The 17525-nt window shown below is 66.8% G+C and carries 15 protein-coding genes; 9 read left to right on the forward strand and 6 right to left on the reverse strand.

Going from position 1 to position 17525, the window contains the following annotated elements; genetic code table 11:
- Window positions 1-176: 176 nt before the first annotated feature.
- The gene (locus F615_RS0103145) at window positions 177-1523 is read left to right on the forward strand and encodes an alpha/beta fold hydrolase (protein WP_019559717.1); all 1347 of its coding nucleotides are present in this window, start codon (window positions 177-179) and stop codon (window positions 1521-1523) included.
- A gap of 48 nt (window positions 1524-1571) precedes the next feature.
- Here F615_RS0103145 and F615_RS0103150 read toward each other — a convergent pair whose 3' ends face one another.
- Together F615_RS0103150 and F615_RS0103155 are read right to left on the reverse strand one after the other, a co-directional pair.
- Window positions 1572-2516, reverse strand: coding sequence for a response regulator transcription factor (locus F615_RS0103150; protein ID WP_026329975.1), 945 nt, complete (start codon window positions 2514-2516; stop codon window positions 1572-1574).
- Entirely contained in the window at window positions 2491-5961 is a 3471-nt protein-coding gene (locus tag F615_RS0103155) for a hybrid sensor histidine kinase/response regulator (protein WP_033370912.1), read from the reverse strand. The genes F615_RS0103150 and F615_RS0103155 overlap by 26 nt, the downstream gene beginning before the upstream one ends.
- Window positions 5962-6029: 68 nt before the next feature.
- Between F615_RS0103155 and F615_RS0103160 the strand changes: the two genes are divergently transcribed.
- From F615_RS0103160 to ureG, 7 genes are read left to right on the forward strand one after another with little or no spacing between them, the layout of a single operon-like run.
- On the forward strand, window positions 6030-6332 hold the full coding sequence (locus F615_RS0103160; RefSeq protein WP_019559720.1) for an urease subunit gamma: 303 nt from the start codon (window positions 6030-6032) through the stop codon (window positions 6330-6332).
- Between the two features lie 49 nt (window positions 6333-6381).
- Complete coding sequence (locus F615_RS0103165; protein WP_019559721.1) at window positions 6382-6972, forward strand: HupE/UreJ family protein; 591 nt, start codon at window positions 6382-6384, stop codon at window positions 6970-6972.
- Window positions 6973-6986: 14 nt separating this feature from the next.
- Window positions 6987-7292 carry an urease subunit beta gene (locus tag F615_RS0103170; RefSeq protein WP_019559722.1) on the forward strand — a complete coding sequence of 102 codons (306 nt, stop codon included), beginning with the start codon at window positions 6987-6989 and terminating at the stop codon, window positions 7290-7292.
- A complete protein-coding gene (gene ureC / locus F615_RS0103175) occupies window positions 7292-9019 on the forward strand; it encodes an urease subunit alpha (protein WP_019559723.1) in 1728 nt (575 codons plus the stop codon). Before F615_RS0103170 ends, ureC begins: the two co-directional genes overlap by 1 nt.
- A 26-nt stretch (window positions 9020-9045) precedes the next feature.
- Window positions 9046-9591, forward strand: a complete 546-nt coding sequence (gene ureE / locus F615_RS17680) for an urease accessory protein UreE (protein ID WP_019559724.1) — start codon at window positions 9046-9048, stop codon at window positions 9589-9591.
- Window positions 9592-9614: 23 nt separating this feature from the next.
- Window positions 9615-10295, forward strand: a complete 681-nt coding sequence (locus F615_RS0103185; protein WP_019559725.1) for an urease accessory protein UreF — start codon at window positions 9615-9617, stop codon at window positions 10293-10295.
- Window positions 10292-10939: an urease accessory protein UreG gene (gene ureG / locus F615_RS0103190; RefSeq protein ID WP_019559726.1), complete on the forward strand. Its 648-nt coding sequence runs from the start codon at window positions 10292-10294 to the stop codon at window positions 10937-10939. The genes F615_RS0103185 and ureG overlap by 4 nt, the downstream gene beginning before the upstream one ends.
- A gap of 11 nt (window positions 10940-10950) precedes the next feature.
- Here ureG and F615_RS17685 read toward each other — a convergent pair whose 3' ends face one another.
- The 4 genes from F615_RS17685 to F615_RS0103210 are packed head-to-tail and all read right to left on the reverse strand — an operon-like array spanning window position 10951 to window position 13985.
- Window positions 10951-11907, reverse strand: coding sequence for a S49 family peptidase (locus tag F615_RS17685; protein WP_019559727.1), 957 nt, complete (start codon window positions 11905-11907; stop codon window positions 10951-10953).
- Between the two features lie 52 nt (window positions 11908-11959).
- The gene (locus F615_RS0103200; RefSeq protein WP_019559728.1) at window positions 11960-12331 is read right to left on the reverse strand and encodes a Rieske (2Fe-2S) protein; all 372 of its coding nucleotides are present in this window, start codon (window positions 12329-12331) and stop codon (window positions 11960-11962) included.
- The gene (locus F615_RS0103205; RefSeq protein WP_019559729.1) at window positions 12328-12993 is read right to left on the reverse strand and encodes an HAD family hydrolase; all 666 of its coding nucleotides are present in this window, start codon (window positions 12991-12993) and stop codon (window positions 12328-12330) included. Before F615_RS0103205 ends, F615_RS0103200 begins: the two co-directional genes overlap by 4 nt.
- Complete coding sequence (locus tag F615_RS0103210) at window positions 12990-13985, reverse strand: RluA family pseudouridine synthase (protein ID WP_033370913.1); 996 nt, start codon at window positions 13983-13985, stop codon at window positions 12990-12992. The genes F615_RS0103205 and F615_RS0103210 overlap by 4 nt, the downstream gene beginning before the upstream one ends.
- 713 nt (window positions 13986-14698) lie before the next feature.
- Here F615_RS0103210 and F615_RS0103215 point away from each other — a divergent pair.
- Window positions 14699-17521 (forward strand): Rne/Rng family ribonuclease, encoded by a 2823-nt coding sequence (locus F615_RS0103215; RefSeq protein WP_019559731.1) that lies wholly within the window; start codon window positions 14699-14701, stop codon window positions 17519-17521.
- Window positions 17522-17525 lie beyond the last annotated feature (4 nt).

Consider the following 17525-nt stretch of genomic DNA (forward strand, 5'->3'; position numbering starts at 1 on the left):
CGGCGAGGGTGAGGACCACTGCAGGTTAAGGAGCCCCCAAGAACTGGGAAATACGCCATCTGGCGTAGGCACATGCGCCGGCTGCACCGACGCGCGCCCATCCCCCATGCACGCTATAGTGCCGACGCACACCTCGGCGAAGGTGACCGACACCATTTCATTCGGAGACAAACGTCATGACGATGGCTGCACGCTTTCGCGCGCCCCTGGTCCTCACCTCGGCCCTGTGCGCCACCCTGGTGGGCGGATGCGCCCACACCCCCAGCCAAGAAGCCCCGCCTGTGGCCGCATCCTGTCCAGAAGGCGTTCCGGCCGAGACCCGCTGCCTGCGGGGGCGGGATTCCGCAGGTGCGCACTACCTGATCGCCGTACCGAAGGACTGGAACCGCATGCTGGTCGTGCATGCCCACGGTGGCCCGACCTTGGGCGAGCCTCAGGCCCGCCGCGCCGATGAAGATCTCACACGCTGGGCCATCACGCTGCGGGCCGGCTATGCCTGGGCAGGCTCCGTGTTTCGCCAAGGTGGCGTGGCCGTGCGCTCGGCCGCCGAAGACACCGAGCGGGTGCGCCGCATCTTCGTCGAGCATGTGGCGCAGCCGACCCTGACCCTGCTGCATGGCCAGTCCTGGGGGGCCAGTGTGGCGGCCAAAGCCGCCGAAATGTATGCCGCACCAGGCCAACGCTCCCCCTATGCCGGCGTGCTGCTGACCAGCGGGGTGCTGGCCGGGAGGACCCGCTCCTACGATTTCCGCCTCGATTTGCGGGTGGTGTATCAGTCCCTGTGCCACAACCATCCGCGGCCCGATGAGCCCCAATACCCGCTATGGATGGGTTTGCCGCCCGACAGCACGCTGACGCGCTCGGAACTGGCCGCGCGCGTGGACGAGTGCCTGGGCGTGCGCAAACCGGCGGCTCAACGCACGCCCGAGCAGGCGCGCAAGCTCAAGACCCTCGTCGACGTGATCCGCATCCCGGAGAGCTCGGTGATCGCTCACCTGAACTGGGCCACCTGGCACTTCCAGGACATCGTGCAACACCGCACCGGCGGCTTGAATCCCTTCGACAACGCTGAGGTCCGCTACAGCGGCTCGCAGGACGATGCCGCACTCAACGCCGGCGTGCTGCGCTACCGTGCCGACCCCCGAGCCGTGGCCCGCTTCGGTGCCGACGCCGACTTGACGGGCCGCATCGGGATCCCGGTGCTGACGGTGCACGGCATTGGCGACCCCACGGCGTTCGTCGAACTGGAGACCGCCTTTGCCCGCACCATGGAACGCGCCGGCACGGCCTCACACTTGGTCCAGGTGTTCAGCGATCACCACGATCACAGCTATCTGAGCGACCCGATCTACGCCACGCTTTTCGATGCGCTGGTGCGCTGGGCACGGCAAGGCGACAAACCCACTGCGGCGGGACTGGCGCAGCAGTGCCAAGCCTATGAAGCTCGCTTCGGCCCGGGCTGTCGCCTGCGGCCCGACTACCAACCCGCCCCGTTGGAAGCCCGCGTGCCACCGCGTCGCTGAACGCACGGGCCGCCGCATCACACGGCACCGCACGCGGCGCGGTGCGCCTCAGCGGCGCCCCAGCAGAGGGACTCGACCGATCGCCACGGCCGCCGCCGCGGTGCGGGTCTCCACGCCCAGCTTCTCGAAGACATGCTCCAAATGCTTCTTCACCGTGGCGGGGCTGGCGCCCAGGATGTCGCCGATGTCCCGGTTCGTCTTGCCCTGTACCACCCAATACAGCACCTCGGCTTCGCGGGCCGTGAGCCGAAAAGTGGCCGACAACGCTTCCAGCAATGCCGCATCGTTGGCTTCGCGCAGCACCAAAAACCACTCCCCATCGCCACTGGGGTGATGCAGCACCAGCGTCAGGCGGCCGGCGCCCCGCACCAGCGTGCGGCTTGCGGGCTCGTGCGTGACGAGCACTTGCTCGGCCTGCTGGCGCAGCCACTCGGTCAACCCCGGCTCCAGGTGGCCATCCTCGCTGCCGCCATAGGTTTCCAGATACTGCCGGGCCAGCGGGGTTTGCCAAGTGATGCGTCCGTCGGCCAGCCGCACCGCCAAGGTGGCATTGCCAAAGACGTCGAGCGCCTGCTTGGCCTGGCGCACCTGGCGGGCCCCCTGCACATGGGTGGCGATGCGGGCGATGACCTCGCGCGTGCGCACCGGTTTGGTCACATAGTCGACCCCACCGGCCTGAAAAGCCGCCACCACATGTTCGGTGTCGCTGAGGCCCGTCATGAAGATGATGGGAATGCTGGCCGTGGCCGCCTGAGATTTGAGTCGTCGAGCCACCTCGAAGCCATCCATGCCCGGCATCACCGCGTCAAGCAACACGATGTCGGGCTGCGCCTGGGCCGCGCTGCGCAACGCGCCTTCGCCATGGGTGGCCACCAACACGGTGTAGCCCGACTCGTCCAGCGCATCGTGCAGCATGGCCACGTTGTCAGGCACGTCATCGACCACCAGCACCACGGCGCTGGTTGGGTCAAGGTCGGGAAAGACGGGGTTCATGGACGGCGTTGTGCAACAGTCGGCTGATCGTGTCGAACTGGAACTCGCGCGCCAGTCCTCGCAAACGGGCCACGAAGCCCGCACACTGGGGCTGCTCGGACTCGATCTGGTCGAGGACGCGAACGATGCCACGGTAATAGCCCAAGGCCACTTGTTCGGCCAGGCCACGCAGAAGATGAGGGGCGGGCAAAACCTCTGAATCCGCTGGCGGCATCTGGGGCGTCGTCTGCGTCGCTCGCACCCACTGCAAGGACAAGCGCGTGCCCAGCCAGTCCAGCAGTTCGCCCACCCGCACGGGCTTGAGCAGGAAATCCTGCGGCGTGATGCCCACGTCGTTGTCCAACCCCTTGTCGAAGGCATTGGCCGACACGATGGCCGCAGGCGCCGCGCTGAGTCGGTCGCGGCGAATGCGCCTCAACGTCTCCCAGCCATCGATGCCCGGCATGGCCAAGTCGAGGAAGATGGCGTCGGGCTGGAGGTGATGCAGCATGGCCAGGCATTCCGAGCCTGATGCGGCCTGATGGATGTCGAAGCCCAAGGGCTGCAACAGGTTCACCAGCAGCCCGCGATCGACCTCCTCGTTGTCCACCACCAGAATGCGCCGACGCGGCCCCAAATAGCCGATGCGTGCCGAACGAGGCGTTTCGCTCTCGATCGCCGTGGCGCGCAACTCGGGCAAGAACAGGCGGATCGCAAAACAGGTGCCCACGCCTGGGGTGCTGCGCACCGTCATCTCGCCGCCCATCAAGTCGGTCAACATCTTGGCGATCGTCAGCCCCAAGCCCGTGCCTCCCACCGAAGCGCCTCCTGCAGCCGAGCCGCGCTCGAAGGGTTCGAAGATGCGCGACAGTTCCTCGGCGCTCATGCCCGGCCCCGTGTCCTCGATCTCGAAGCGCGCCATCTCACGAGCGTACTGCAGGCGAAACGCCACCTTGCCTTGGGCCGTGAATTTCACGGCATTGCCCAAGACATTGATCAGGATTTGCCGCACGCGCTTTTCATCCGCGCGCACGACCTCGGGCAAACCGTCCTCGAACTGCTGCTCGAAGGCGATGCCCTTGCCGGCAGCCTGCAGTTCGAACAGGCGCGCCATCTCGAGCATGTCCTGCCGAAAGCGCATGGGCTTGGGCTCCAGGGTCAGCTTGCCGCTTTCGATGCGCGCCAAATCCAAGGTCCCCTCGATCAACGACAGCAAGTGATCCCCTCCACGGCGGATCACGCGCACGGCCTGCTTGCGGTGAGGCGGCATGGTGTCGTCTTCCTCGAGCAATTGCGCATAGCCCAAGATGCTGTTCAGGGGCGTGCGCAGCTCGTGGCTGATGGTCGTGATGTAGCGGGTCTTGGCCTGATTGGCCAGTTCGGCCTGACGCTTGGCCTGTTGCAGCGCTTCGTCGGTGCGGCGGTGCGATTCGATCTCACGCATGAGCGCCTCGGTTTGACGGTTCGACTCCTCCTGCGCCACCAAGCGACTGCGATGCGTCAGCACCAGCCACCACGCCACGATGCCCAAGACCAGCAGCAATACCGCATAGACCTTCAAAAAACTGAGCTTCAGCGCGGGCGCCAAGGCGGCCGCCTGCTCACCCAGCGCTCGCATCTCGTGGTGATAGAGCAAGCCAAACAGGCAAGCCAGCGCCGGCGTGATCAGGCTCATCAACAACAGGTATTGCGCCAAGCCGGTCTGGACATACGGGGCTGCGCGGCGCGGCAACAGGCGGCGCAGCGCGGCCGACCACTGTGCGGACCATCGCGCATGCGGCTTGCACAGATCGTTGCAACGAGCATCCAGCGTGCAGCACAAGGAGCAGATGGCGTCCTGATAGGCCGGGCACCAGGCCATGTCCTCGCGCTCGTATTCCCGCTCGCAGATCGCGCATCGATGAACCGCGCGCAAGCCCCCATCCCCGTCTCGAGCGCCCGCCCCAGGCGCAAGCGGCGCATCGCGCCGGGCGATGTAGTAGCGTCCCTTCGTGACCCAGGCGATCAACGGTGAAACGATCACGGCCGTCATCAACGCAATCAAGGCCGAAAACGCCTGCGCCACTTCGCCAAAGAACCCCACATGAGCGGTCATGGACAACGCCGAGGCGGCGAACATCGCCCCCACGCCCACCGGGTTGATGTCGTACAGATGGGCCCGCTTGAACTCGATGCCCTGGGGCGACAAGCCCAAGGGCTTGTTGATCACCAAGTCGGCCACCACGGCCATCATCCAAGAGATCGCGATGTTGGAATACAAGCCCAACACCCCCCCCAGGGCTTGGAAGACATTGAGCTCCATCAACATCAAGGCGATCAAGGTGTTGAAGACCACCCACACCACCCGACCGGGATGGCTGTGCGTCAGCCGCGAGAAGAAGTTCGACCACGCCAGCGAGCCCGCATAGGCGTTCGTCACGTTGATCTTGAGCTGCGAGACCACCACGAAAAGCGCCGTGGCCGCCACGGCCCATCCGTAGTCGGCGAACACATACTCATAGGCCGCCAAATACATCTGGTTGGGATCCACCGCCCGCTCGGCCGGCACCATGTGAGACAGCGCCAGGTACGCCAGCAAAGCGCCCCCCAGCATCTTCACCACCCCCAGCACCACCCAGCCCGGCCCGCCCATCAGCAGGGCAGCCCACCAGCGCCAGCGGTTGGCGGGCGTCTTCTCCGGCATGAAGCGCAGGTAGTCCACCTGCTCGCCCATCTGTGTGACCAGCGCGATGCCCACCGTGGTGGCCGACCCAAACGCCAGCCATTGGAAGGATCCGCCACCGCCATCCACCCCGGCATAGGACACCAGCCCCGACAGCACCCCGGGGTTGTGGTGGAACACATAGACGTAGGGCAGCACCAGCATCACCAGCCACAGCGGCTGCGTCCAGACCTGCAAGCGGCTGATCATGGTCACACCATGGGTCACCAGCGGAATCACCACCAGCGCACACACCAGATAGCCCCAACTGGGCGGCAGACCAAAGGCCAGCTCCAGCGCGTAGGCCATCACGGCCGCCTCCAGCGCGAAGAAGATGAAGGTGAAGCTCGCGTAGATCAGCGAGGTCAGTGTCGAGCCGATGTAGCCGAAGCCCGCCCCCCGCGTGAGCAAATCCATGTCCACGCCGTGACGTGCCGCATAGATACTGATGGGCACACCGGCCAGGAAGATGATGAGGCCGGTGACCGCGATGGCCACCGCCGCGTTGATGAAGCCATGCTGCACCAGCAGCGTGGCCCCCACCGCTTCCAGGATCAGGAAAGATGCCGCCCCAAAGGCCGTGTTGGCGACCCGCCACTGCGACCACTTGCGAAACGAGCGCGGCGTGAAGCGCAGCGCGTAGTCCTCCAGCGTCTCGCGCGCGACCCATCCGTTGTAGTCGCGTCGGATCTTGATGACGCGCTGCACCGCCCCTGCAGCGGGCGGCTGGCGGTCGGACGGCAGAGCGCGAAGATCCATGGCCATGCCAGGCACACACAAGAATCGCACCAGCCCGCCCTCGGGGCTGGCATCCATCCTGCAAGGAAGACGGCATGGAACTGACCCCGCGCGAAAAAGACAAGTTGTTGATCTTCACCGCGGCCCTGTTGGCCGAGCGGCGCAAGGCCCGTGGCCTCAAACTCAACTATCCGGAAGCGGTGGCCTTGATCACGGCCGCCATCCTGGAAGGCGCCCGAGAAGGCAAATCCGTGGCGCAGTTGATGAGCGAGGGCAAGACCGTACTCACACGCGCCGACGTGATGGAAGGTGTGCCGGAAATGATCCCGGACATCCAGGTCGAGGCCACCTTCCCCGACGGCACCAAATTGGTGACCGTGCACCAACCCATTGCATGAACCCTGGGCGCGCCTGTTTTTGGTGCGCCCACGACTTGTGGAGGACGCCATGACCCGAATTGCCCCCCGGCTGGCCGCCCTGGCGCTGGCCAGCCTGCCCCTGGTGACCCTGGCCCATACCGGGGGCGATGGCGGCAGCCATCACGGCTTCGTGGACGGCCTGAGCCATCCCTTCACCGGCCTGGACCACCTGGCCGCCATGCTGGCCGTGGGCTATTGGAGCGCCCTGACCGCACGCCGCATCTGGGTGGCCCCACTGGCCTTTGCCCTGTGTCTGGCCGTGGGCGCCGGCCTGGGCCTCGGTGGCATCGAGCTGCCGGCCATCGAACCGATGATTGCGGCGTCACTGCTGGTGCTGGGCCTGTTGGCGGCCACCCGCGCCAGCCTGCCCGCGTGGGCCGGCGGTGCGCTGGTGGGCGCCTTCGCCCTCTTCCACGGCCTGGCCCACGGACTGGAACTGGCCGGCAGCGGCACCGTCGCCCCGCTGCTGGGCATGCTGCTGGGCACCCTGGTGCTGCATACGGTCGGCCTGCTGGTCGGCCGCCTCAGCCGCGAGCGCAACCCCTGGTGGCCGCGCCTGACCGGCGGTGCCGTGGCCGCCTTCGGCGCCGTGCTGTTGCTGCCCATGGTGGCGGGATGACCCACGGAGGCTCCATGATCCCCGGCGAACTCTTCACCGACGGCCCCGACCTCCACCTGAATCCGGGCCGACGCACGATCACCCTGGTGGTGCAGAACACCGCCGACCGCCCGATCCAGGTCGGCTCGCACTACCACTTCGCAGAAACCAACGAGGCCCTGCAGTTCGATCGCCGCGCCGCGCGCGGCATGCGCCTGAACATCGCCTCGGGCACCGCGGTGCGCTTCGAGCCCGGCCAACAGCGCACGGTCGAGCTGGTCGACTACGCAGGCGATCGTGTCGTGTATGGCTTTCGGGGTCAGGTTCAAGGAAAGCTGTGATGGCCACACTCTCCAGACGCGCCTATGCCGAAATGTTCGGCCCCACCGTGGGCGACCGCGTGCGCCTGGCCGACACGGACCTCCTCATCGAAGTGGAGCAGGATTACACCCTGGCGGCCGGCGGCTACGGTGAAGAAGTCAAGTTCGGCGGCGGCAAGACCATCCGCGACGGCATGGGCCAGAGCCAACGCATCAATGGTCCAGCGGCCATGGAGGCGATGGACTGCGTGATCACCAATGCGCTGATCCTGGACCACTGGGGCATCGTCAAAGCCGACATCGGCATCAAAGGCTCACGCATCGCCGCCATCGGCAAAGCCGGCAACCCCGACGTGCAGCCCGGCGTCAACATCGTCATCGGCCCGGGCACCGAGATCATCGCCGCCGAAGGCATGATCGTCACGCCCGGCGGCATCGACACCCACATCCACTGGATCTGTCCGCAACAAATCGAAGAAGCCCTGACCTCGGGCATCACCACCATGATCGGTGGCGGCACCGGCCCGGCCACCGGCACCTTCGCCACCACCTGCACCCCTGGCCCCGAGAACATCCGGCGCATGCTGCAGGCCGCCGAAGCATTTCCGATGAACTTGGGCTTTTTCGGCAAAGGCAATGCCAGTCGGCCCGAGGCCCTGCAGCAACAAGTGGAAGCCGGCGCCATCGGTCTGAAGCTGCACGAGGACTGGGGCACCACCCCCTCGGCCATCGACAACTGCCTGGAGGTGGCCGAGCGCTACGACATCCAGGTGGCCATCCACACCGACACCCTCAACGAAAGCGGTTTCGTGGAGGACACCATCGCCGCCTTCAAGGGGCGCACCATCCACACCTTCCACACCGAAGGCGCCGGCGGCGGCCACGCCCCCGACATTCTGAAAGTCGTCGGCGAGCCCAACGTGCTGCCCTCGTCCACCAACCCCACGCGGCCCTTCACCGTCAATACCCTCGACGAACATCTGGACATGCTGATGGTGTGCCACCATCTGGACGCCTCCATCGCCGAGGACCTGGCCTTCGCCGAAAGCCGCATCCGCCGCGAAACCATCGCCGCCGAAGACATCCTGCACGACCTGGGGGCGATCAGCATGTTCTCCTCTGACAGCCAGGCCATGGGTCGGGTGGGCGAAGTCATCCTGCGCTGCTGGCAGACCGCGCACAAAATGAAGCAGCAGCGCGGCCCGCTGCCTGGGGACACCGAGCGCCATGACAATGCCCGCGTCAAGCGATATCTGGCCAAGCTCACCATCAATCCCGCGCTGGCCCACGGCATCGCGCATGAAGTCGGCAGCATCGAAGTGGGCAAATGGGCCGATCTCGTGTTGTGGAAGCCCGCCTTCTTCGGCGTCAAACCCTCGCTCGTTCTCAAGGGTGGCTTCATCGCCGCCGCGGCCATGGGCGACCCCAACGGCTCCATTCCCACGCCGCAGCCGGTGCACTACCGGCCGATGTTCGCCAGCTTCGGTGGGGCGCTGTGCGCCACCTCGATCACCTTTCTGAGCCCATCGGCGCTGGCCGCAGGCGCGGCCGAGCGTTACGGACTGCGCAAAACCGTGGCCGCCGTGAAGGGCTGCCGCCGCGTGAAGAAGGCCGACATGGTGCTCAACGCCTACACCCCACGCATGCACATCGACCCGCAGACCTACCAGGTCCATGCCGACGGCCAGTGGCTCACCTGCGAGCCAGCCACCGTGCTGCCCATGGCGCAGCGCTACTTCCTGTTTTGACCCCTCGCCGACGGACCTTCACCGACATGCTGCCCGTCCACAAACTCCTTCCCCAAGGCCAGGGCCTGGCCGCCGTGCTGGTGCAGCGAGCGGCCACCGTGGCCCTCGACTGGGACGTGCGACAAAAAAGCCGCTTCGACGCCACCGACAGCCTAGGCCGCCCGCTGGGCGTGTTCCTGCCGCGCGGCACCGTCGTGCGCGGCGGCGACGTGCTCGTGGCCGAAGACGGCTCGCTCATCCGCGTGCAGGCCGCACCACAACCCGTGCTGCGCGTGAGCATCTGCCCCGACGACGGCTCGCCCCTGGACCTGCTGCGCGCCGCCTATCACTTGGGCAACCGCCATGTGCCACTGGAAGTGCGGCCCGACCACCTGCAACTCGAGCCCGACCACGTGCTGGCCGAGATGCTGCGGCAGATGCACCTCGTCGTCACCGAGGTGCAGGCGCCTTTCGAACCGGAAGGCGGCGCCTATGCGGCCGGCGGCCATGGACACGCTGCCCACGGTCACGGCCACGCGCCCCACACCCATGGCCATGCGCACGGCTGCGGTGGTGGCCCCCACGCCCGCTGAGCATCCGCGCCACGCTCACCGAGATGTCGGCATCGACCCCCTGGTTGCAACTGATGTGGCTGGCCTCGCCAGCGTTGCCGGTGGGCGGATTCAGCTATTCCGAAGGGCTGGAAGCGGCCGTGGAGGCCGGCCTCGTCACGAACGAAGCCCAGGCCAGCGCCTGGCTGAGCGACCACCTGCATCTTGCGCTGGGCCGCGCCGATGCGGCCGTGCTGGCCCAGGCCGTGCCGGCCTGGCAGGCCGGCGACCTGCGGCGGATCACGGCTCTGAACGACTGGGTGCGCCACACCCGCGAGTCGGCCGAATTGCGCCTGCAGACCGAACAAATGGGACGCTCGCTGCTGGAATGGCTGAAAAACCGATCCAGCGATGAGCGCCTGGCTGCGCTGGCCGCCCTGTCACCGGCGCCCACCTATCCCGTGGCATTTGCCCTGGCGGCGGCCCAAGTGGGCGCCTCGGCCGAACAGGCCCTGCTGTCATTTGCATTCGGCTGGGCCGAAAACATGGTGCAAGCCGCCATCAAGGCCGTACCGCTGGGTCAAAGCGCCGGCCAGCGCATCCTCGAGCGCCTGACGCACGACATTCCCGCCATGGTGGCTGCCGCATTGTCCTTGGACGATGCCAGCCGCCAGGCCTTCACCCCGCGGCTGGCCATTCTGTCGGCGCGGCACGAAACCCAATACTCACGCCTGTTTCGATCATGAGCGCCCCCTTGCACACCATCCCCGGCCGCACCAAGAAACTTCCCCCCTTGCGCGTGGGCGTCGGCGGCCCCGTGGGCTCGGGCAAGACCACCTTGGTCGAGATGTTGTGCAAAGCCATGCGCCACCGCTACGACCTGGTGGTGGTCACCAACGACATCTACACGAAGGAAGACCAGCGCCTGCTCACCGTGGCCGGCGCCCTGGAGCCCGAGCGCATCATGGGCGTGGAGACGGGCGGCTGCCCGCACACGGCGATCCGGGAAGACGCCTCCATCAATCTCGAAGCCGTGGACCGCATGCTGGCGAAGTTCCCCAATGCGGACATCGTCTTCATCGAGTCTGGCGGCGACAACCTGGCCGCCACCTTCAGCCCGGAGCTGTCGGATCTGACGATCTACGTGATCGACGTGGCCGCCGGCGAGAAGATCCCGCGCAAGGGCGGCCCCGGCATCACCAAGAGCGATCTGTTCGTCATCAACAAGATCGACTTGGCGCCTCACGTAGGCGCCAGCCTGGAGGTGATGGCCGCCGACACCGCCCGCATGCGACCCCACCGCCCCTGGGTGATGACCAATCTCAAGACCCATGAAGGTCTGGACCGCGTCATCGATTTCATCGAACGCAAAGGCTTGCTCCAGGCCTGAAGCCGGGGGGATCAGCGCAAGCCGCCAAGGCCGCGTAGAGCCGCCACCATACCCTCGCCCACGGCCGCACCGAAACGCTTGGCCAGGCGTTCGGCCACGTTTTCGCGCGGCGTGTAGTCGATGATCTCTTCGGCCTTGACCACCTCGCGAGCCACATAGTCCAGGCTGCCCAAGTGGTCGGCCAGGCCCAGGTCGATGGCCTGCTGGCCGCTCCACACCAGTCCCGAGAACACCTCGGCCTGGTCGCGCAAACGCTCCCCCCGGCCTTCACGCACCTCGGCGATGAACTGTTGGTGGATCTGATCGAGCAAAGCCTGGGCATAGGCCCGGTGCTTGTCGGTTTGTGGCGAGAATGGGTCCAGGAAGCCCTTGTGCTCACCGGCCGTCAGCAGCCGGCGCTCGACGCCCAGCTTGTCCATCAAGCCAGTGAAGCCGAAACCATCCATCAGCACCCCGATGGAACCGACCAGCGAGGCCTTGTCCACGAACACCTCATCGGCAGCCACGGCGATGTAGAAGGCCGCCGACGCACACATTTCCTCGCACACCGCATAGACCGGCTTGCCATGCAACTGCCGCAGCCGTTCGATCTCGTCATTGATCAAGCCGGCCTGCACCGGACTGCCCCCAGGCGAGTTGATGCGCAACACCACCGCCTGCGCGCCGCTGTCTTCGAAAGCATTGCGCAGGGCGCCGATCAGGTTCTCTGCGCTGGCCGGCGCATCGGCGGCAATTTCCCCGCGCACATCGATCAGCGCGGTATGCGGCGCACTGGGGGCCGTGGCTTGCACGCCTTGCCGATACACCAGCACCAGCGCCGAGACGGCGAGCAACAGCCAGGCCAGGCGGAAAAAGAGACGCCAACGCCGCTCGCGCCGCCGATCCTGGAGATAGGCTTGGGCCAGCCGGGCAATCGCATCATCCCCGCGGGACGCGGTGGGGGTGGAAAGGGAGGTCTCGGGTTCCATGACATCCTGTCGAAAAGAAGATTCGTCGTCGTTCAGAGGGGCGCAAAGTGCATCAACCGTCCGACACCGGTTGCACGTCGTCACTGGGATACCAATAGACCTTGCCCTCGTGTTCGCCCACCGGCACCTCGATCAGGCGCGCGCGGGCGCAAGGTCCAGCAACGCATTCCCCGGTGCGCGGGTCATAGACGGCACCGTGGATGGAACAAATGATCCATTCGCGGCTGTCGTCGAGAAATTCCCCAGGCTGCCAATCCATCTCGGCCGGCACATGGGCGCAACGGTTCACATAGGCAACCGCACGACCCTCGAAGCGTAGCGCAAAAGCCCGCACCGGCTCGTTCCACAGGCGCACCTCGAACAGCACCGCCTTGCCGCGCTCGGTCAGCGTTTGTGAATCGCACAGTTCGATCCCCGGGTTCATGCATGAGCCTCCAGCCAATGGTGCAGCTCACCCACCGAGTCGGCCACGAAGCGCGGGGACCACTCGCGCAAGGCCGCCGCATCATGAGCCCCGTACGTCACCGCCACGCCCACCGCACCCGCATTGGCCGCCAGCTGCATGTCGTGCACCGTGTCGCCGATCATCAACGTGCGCTCGGGCTCCACGCCGAACTCACGCATCAGTTCCAGCAGCATGCGCGGGTGGGGCTTGGAGGCGGTTTCATCGGCCGTGCGCGTGCCGTCGAAAACGCCTTGGAGCTGCGCATGGCGCAGCGCCTCGTCCAGCCCGCGACGCGACTTGCCCGTGGCCACGGCCAGCCAGTGGTGACGACGCTTGAGCGCGTGCAACATCGCCAAGCTGCCCTCGAACAGCACCAGTTCGTGCTGCTGCGCGAAATAGTGGTGTCGATAGCGCTGCCCCAGCTCGGCATAGCGCTGCACCGGCAAGCCCGGTGCGACCCGCTGCAACGCATCATGCAATCCCAGGCCGATCACATAAGCGGCCTCCCGCTCCCCAGGGACGGGCAGCCCCAGGTCGGCGCATGCCGCCTGGATGCAGCGCACGATCAGCGCGGTGGAATCGAACAAGGTGCCGTCCCAATCGAAGACGATCAGGTCGAACTGGCGGGGTCGCAGGCTCATAAGTGGTGGAGCAATTGGGCGCACGCAGGCGGCAGGGGCGACTCCAGGTCCAGGGTCTGGCCACTGGCCGGATGCTCGAAACGCAAGCGCCGCGCGTGCAGGAACATGCGATCGAACCGGTGGCCCGCCACGATCTGGCCCCGCGCCCAGGCGCGATTCAAGGCAAAGTCGCCGTACTTGTCGTCACCCAGAATGGGATGCCCCTCATGGGCCAGATGCACACGGATCTGGTGAGTCCGACCGGTCTTGATGCTCACATCGAGCAAGGTGTAGCCAGCAAAGGCCTGCACCACTTTGACCAGACTGATCGAGCGCCGCCCCTCCTCTGCGCCGGGGGCCACCGCGCGCACCCGCCGTTCGCCCTCGGGCGTGAGATATTTGTGCAGCGCAACGTCGATCCGCTTTTTGTGCGCTGGCCAAGCCCCGACGACCAAGGCGGCATAGGTCTTGCCGGTCTCCCGGCTGCGAAACTGGTCCTGCAAGGCCGTCAGTGCGCTGCGTTTCTTGGCGATGAGCAGCAGGCCGGAGGTCTCTTTGTCCAGGCGATGCACCAACTCCAACATCCGCGCCTGCGGCCGCGCACGGCGCAGCTGCTCGATCACGCCAAAGCTCACCCCACTGCCACCATGCACGGCCACCCCAGCGGGCTTGTCCACGACGAGGAGATGTTCGTCTTCGTACACGACCGGAAACTCACGCGCCGGCGTAAGCACGGACTCACTTCTTGCCGCCAGACGCACCGGCGGCACACGCACCTCGTCGCCCAAGGCCAGGCGAGTGTCGGCTGCCGCCCGGGCCTTGTTCACGCGCACCTCGCCGCTGCGCACGATGCGATAGATGAGCGACTTGGGTACCCCTTTGAGCGTTTTGGCCAGAAAATTGTCCAGACGCTGGCCGGCCGAGGCTTCATCGATCACGACATGGCGCACCGCGGGCTGTGGCTCCACACCGCTGCGCGCAGCCGGCGGTTTCGCCCCTATAATCTGTTGCACCACGTTTGCGTTGTAAGTGTTTGATTTGCAAGAGTTTACCCTTCCCGCCCCGGCGGGGGTGGTCTGAGGGCTCTCGAACACCCAGCGCCAACGGGTCGGCTGCCCACGCTCACCGTGCCTGAGTCCGTGGGGGAGTGGGGGGCGGCCACAAGAGTTGATGCAGCGCAGGCGCGTGGCTGCGGGTCGTCTCCCAAGGTGAGCCGACGGCAGAATCCACGGCCTGCGTCAGAGCCAACGCACACAAGAACCCAACAACAAGGTTTTCCGGCCGCAGGCCGGCATTGCTGGCGAAACCGTCCGCGCCCTCCCGAGGCGCCCCGGTCTCGGAAGCATCCGCCTGCAGCCTTGCGTTCAGTGATCCCATGCGGACCCTGCCTTCCGACCTCCTTCCCCCGCCGCCGCAGCGCTGCGGCCATTCGGCGGCCCTGTGCTTGGGCCGGCGGGCTCGGCGGCTTGGCGGCGAGAAGGCATCCGGCCCAGCCAGCGCAAGGGCGCTGCGGCGCCCGCGGTCCGCAATTCCGTTCACTCCTCGCACGCGCCAACGCGGCTGACCGACGGAAGCTCCGTCGTGCCGGCCGTCCAGGGCGATTCCTTCCGGTTCCTGATTGCGTTCCTCGTGCATCGTTGAGCCGCCCCGGTCGTCGAGCCGACGGCGGTATGTGGTAGTGCTTGCGCCGGCCCCCTGAGGGGCCCGCTCAGGCGAAGGAGTGCACATGAAGCGCATGCTGATCAACGCGACGCAGCAGGAAGAGCGTCGCTTGGCCATCGTCGATGGCCAGAAGCTGCTCGATTTCGAGACCGAGATCGAAGGTCGCGAACAACGCAAAGGCAACATCTACAAGGCCGTCGTCACCCGCGTGGAGCCCTCGCTGGAGGCCTGCTTCGTCGATTACGGCGAAGACCGTCACGGCTTCCTGCCCTTCAAGGAAATCTCGCGCCAGTACTTCAAAGAAGGCGTCGACGTGCGCAACGCCAAGATCGCCGACGTCATCAAAGAAGGCCAGGAACTGCTGGTCCAGGTGGAGAAGGAAGAGCGCGGCAACAAAGGAGCGGCACTGACCACCTTCATCTCGCTGGCCGGGCGCTACCTGGTGCTCATGCCCAACAATCCGCGCGGAGGTGGCGTCTCGCGCCGCATCGAGGGCGAAGACCGCGAAGAACTCAAAGAGGCGCTGGACCAGCTCGAATACCCCAAAGGCATGAGCCTGATCGCCCGCACCGCCGGCATCGGCCGCAGCGTGGCCGAGCTGCAGTGGGACCTCAACTACATGCTCAAGCTGTGGTCCGCCATCGACGAGGCGGCCAAAGCCGGCAAGGGTGCCTTCCTGATCTATCAGGAATCCTCGCTCGTCATCCGGGCCATCCGCGACTACTTCACCCCGGACATCGGCGAGATCCTGATCGACACCGATGACATCTACGAGCAGGCTCACCAGTTCATGAATCACGTGATGCCCGAGATGGCGCACCGCGTGAAACGCTACCGTGACGACGCCCCGCTGTTCAGCCGCTTCCAGATCGAGCACCAAATCGAAACGGCCTTCTCACGCACCGTGACGCTGCCCTCGGGCGGGGCCATCGTGATCGATCACACCGAGGCCCTGGTGTCCATCGACGTCAACTCGGCCCGCGCCACCCGTGGCAGCGACATCGAAGAAACCGCCACCCGCACCAACCTCGAAGCGGCCGATGAAATCGCCCGCCAGATGCGCTTGCGCGACCTGGGCGGATTGATCGTCGTGGACTTCATCGACATGGAGGAGTCCAAGAACCGCCGCGAGGTCGAACAGCGCCTGCGCGATGCCGTGCGTCCTGACCGCGCGCGCGTGCAGCTGGGCACGATCAGCAAGTTCGGCCTGCTCGAACTGTCGCGCCAGCGCCTGCGCCCGGCCTTGAGCGAAGGCAGCCACATCACCTGCCCGCGTTGCAACGGAACGGGCCATATCCGCGATACCGAATCCTCCGCCTTGCAAATCCTGCGCATGGTGCAGGAAGAGGCGATGAAGGAAAACACCGCGGCGGTGCACGTGCAAGTGCCGGTGGAAGTCACCAGCTTCTTGCTCAACGAAAAGCGCACCGAGATCACCAAGATCGAACTCAAGCAACGCGTCACCGTCATCCTGGTGCCCAACAAGCACCTCGAGACCCCCAACTACAAGCTCGAGCGCCTGCGCCACGACGACCCCCGGCTGGAGAACCTGCAGGCCAGCTACACCATGATCGAGGAACCCGACGACGAGGTGGGCATCACCCGTCGTCGCGACGCCAACGAGAAAGGGCGATCCAAGCAGGAACCGGTGATCAAAGGCATCCTGCCCGAAACCCCGGCCCCGGTGGCCGCGCCCAAGCCGGCACCGGCGGCCGCGGCGCCTGCCCCAGCGGCCCCCCCGCCCGTGGCCTCGCCGCAGCCCGCCAGCGGCGGATTCTTCGGCTGGCTGAAAAAGCTGTTTGCCGGCCGCTCCGAGCCGGCCGCAGCCCCTGCGGCCGCCCCTGCCCCGGCGCAGCCAGCGGCCAAGGGCCCCCAATCCGATCGACAGGAGCCACGCCGTGGTGAAGGCCGCCGCGCAGCCCGTGGAGGCGACCGCAGCGAGCGTGCCGAAGCACGTGCCGACAACCGCCGCGAAGGGCGTGCGAACCGCGGCGAGGGGCGCGGCGGACGCCCTGGCGAAGCGCGCAGCGACGCGACCGACAGCACCGCGGCGCGCGGGGCGCGTGGCAGCGACCCCCGGGGTGAGCCGCGCAGCGACGCACGGCCGCAGGAGTCGCGTCGCCCGGCGTCCGCCCCTCCGGAACGTGAAGCCGCCGCCACGGCAGACGCGGTCGCGGACACGGCCTTCGTCGACACCGTGCCTCAGCTCCCGGGCGACACCCCGGCCGAAGGCAGCCGCGAACCCGGCCGTCGCCGCCGCCGCAACGGCCGGGGCCGCCGGGGTGAGCGCGAGGCCGCCAGCGACACGCTGGCCGCCGCCCCCGATGGCTTGAGCGCCGAAGCCGAGATCGAGCCTGAGGCTGCCCCCGAGCCGACGCGATCGGGCGCATCATCCGAGCAGGCCCACCACGCCCAGGCGCCTGAAGGCGAGAGCCGCCGAGGCCGCGGGCGTGACCGCTTCCGCCGCGAGCGCCGTCCGCAAGACGGCGGTGAGCCGTCGTCCGCCGACGCGTCGGCCGCCGAAGGCTCGGCGTCCGAGGTGACCGAAGCCGCACCTGCTGAGGACGTGATCGCCCCCGCCGCGCAGACGCCCAGCGGCCCGCGTCCCTCGCCCGTGGTGCCGCCTTACGAGCTGCCCGTCTCCAGCCTCCAGCAGCTGGCCGCCTCCGCGGGTCTGGAGTGGGTGCATTCCGATGCGGACAAAGTGCGTGCCGCCCAGGAGTTGATCGCCAACACGCCTTCGCCCATCCACGTGCCGCGCCAACGCAAGCCCGTCGTGATGCTGGACGACGGCCCGCTGGTGCTGGTCGAGACGCGCAAAGACCTCGCCCAGTTCACCCTGCCCTTCGAGGCCGTCCAGGCCCAGCAGCAGCAACAGCAGCAGTGAGGCG

The organism is Caldimonas manganoxidans ATCC BAA-369 (assembly GCF_000381125.1).
GTDB classification, from domain to species: Bacteria; Pseudomonadota; Gammaproteobacteria; order Burkholderiales; family Burkholderiaceae_C; genus Caldimonas; species Caldimonas manganoxidans.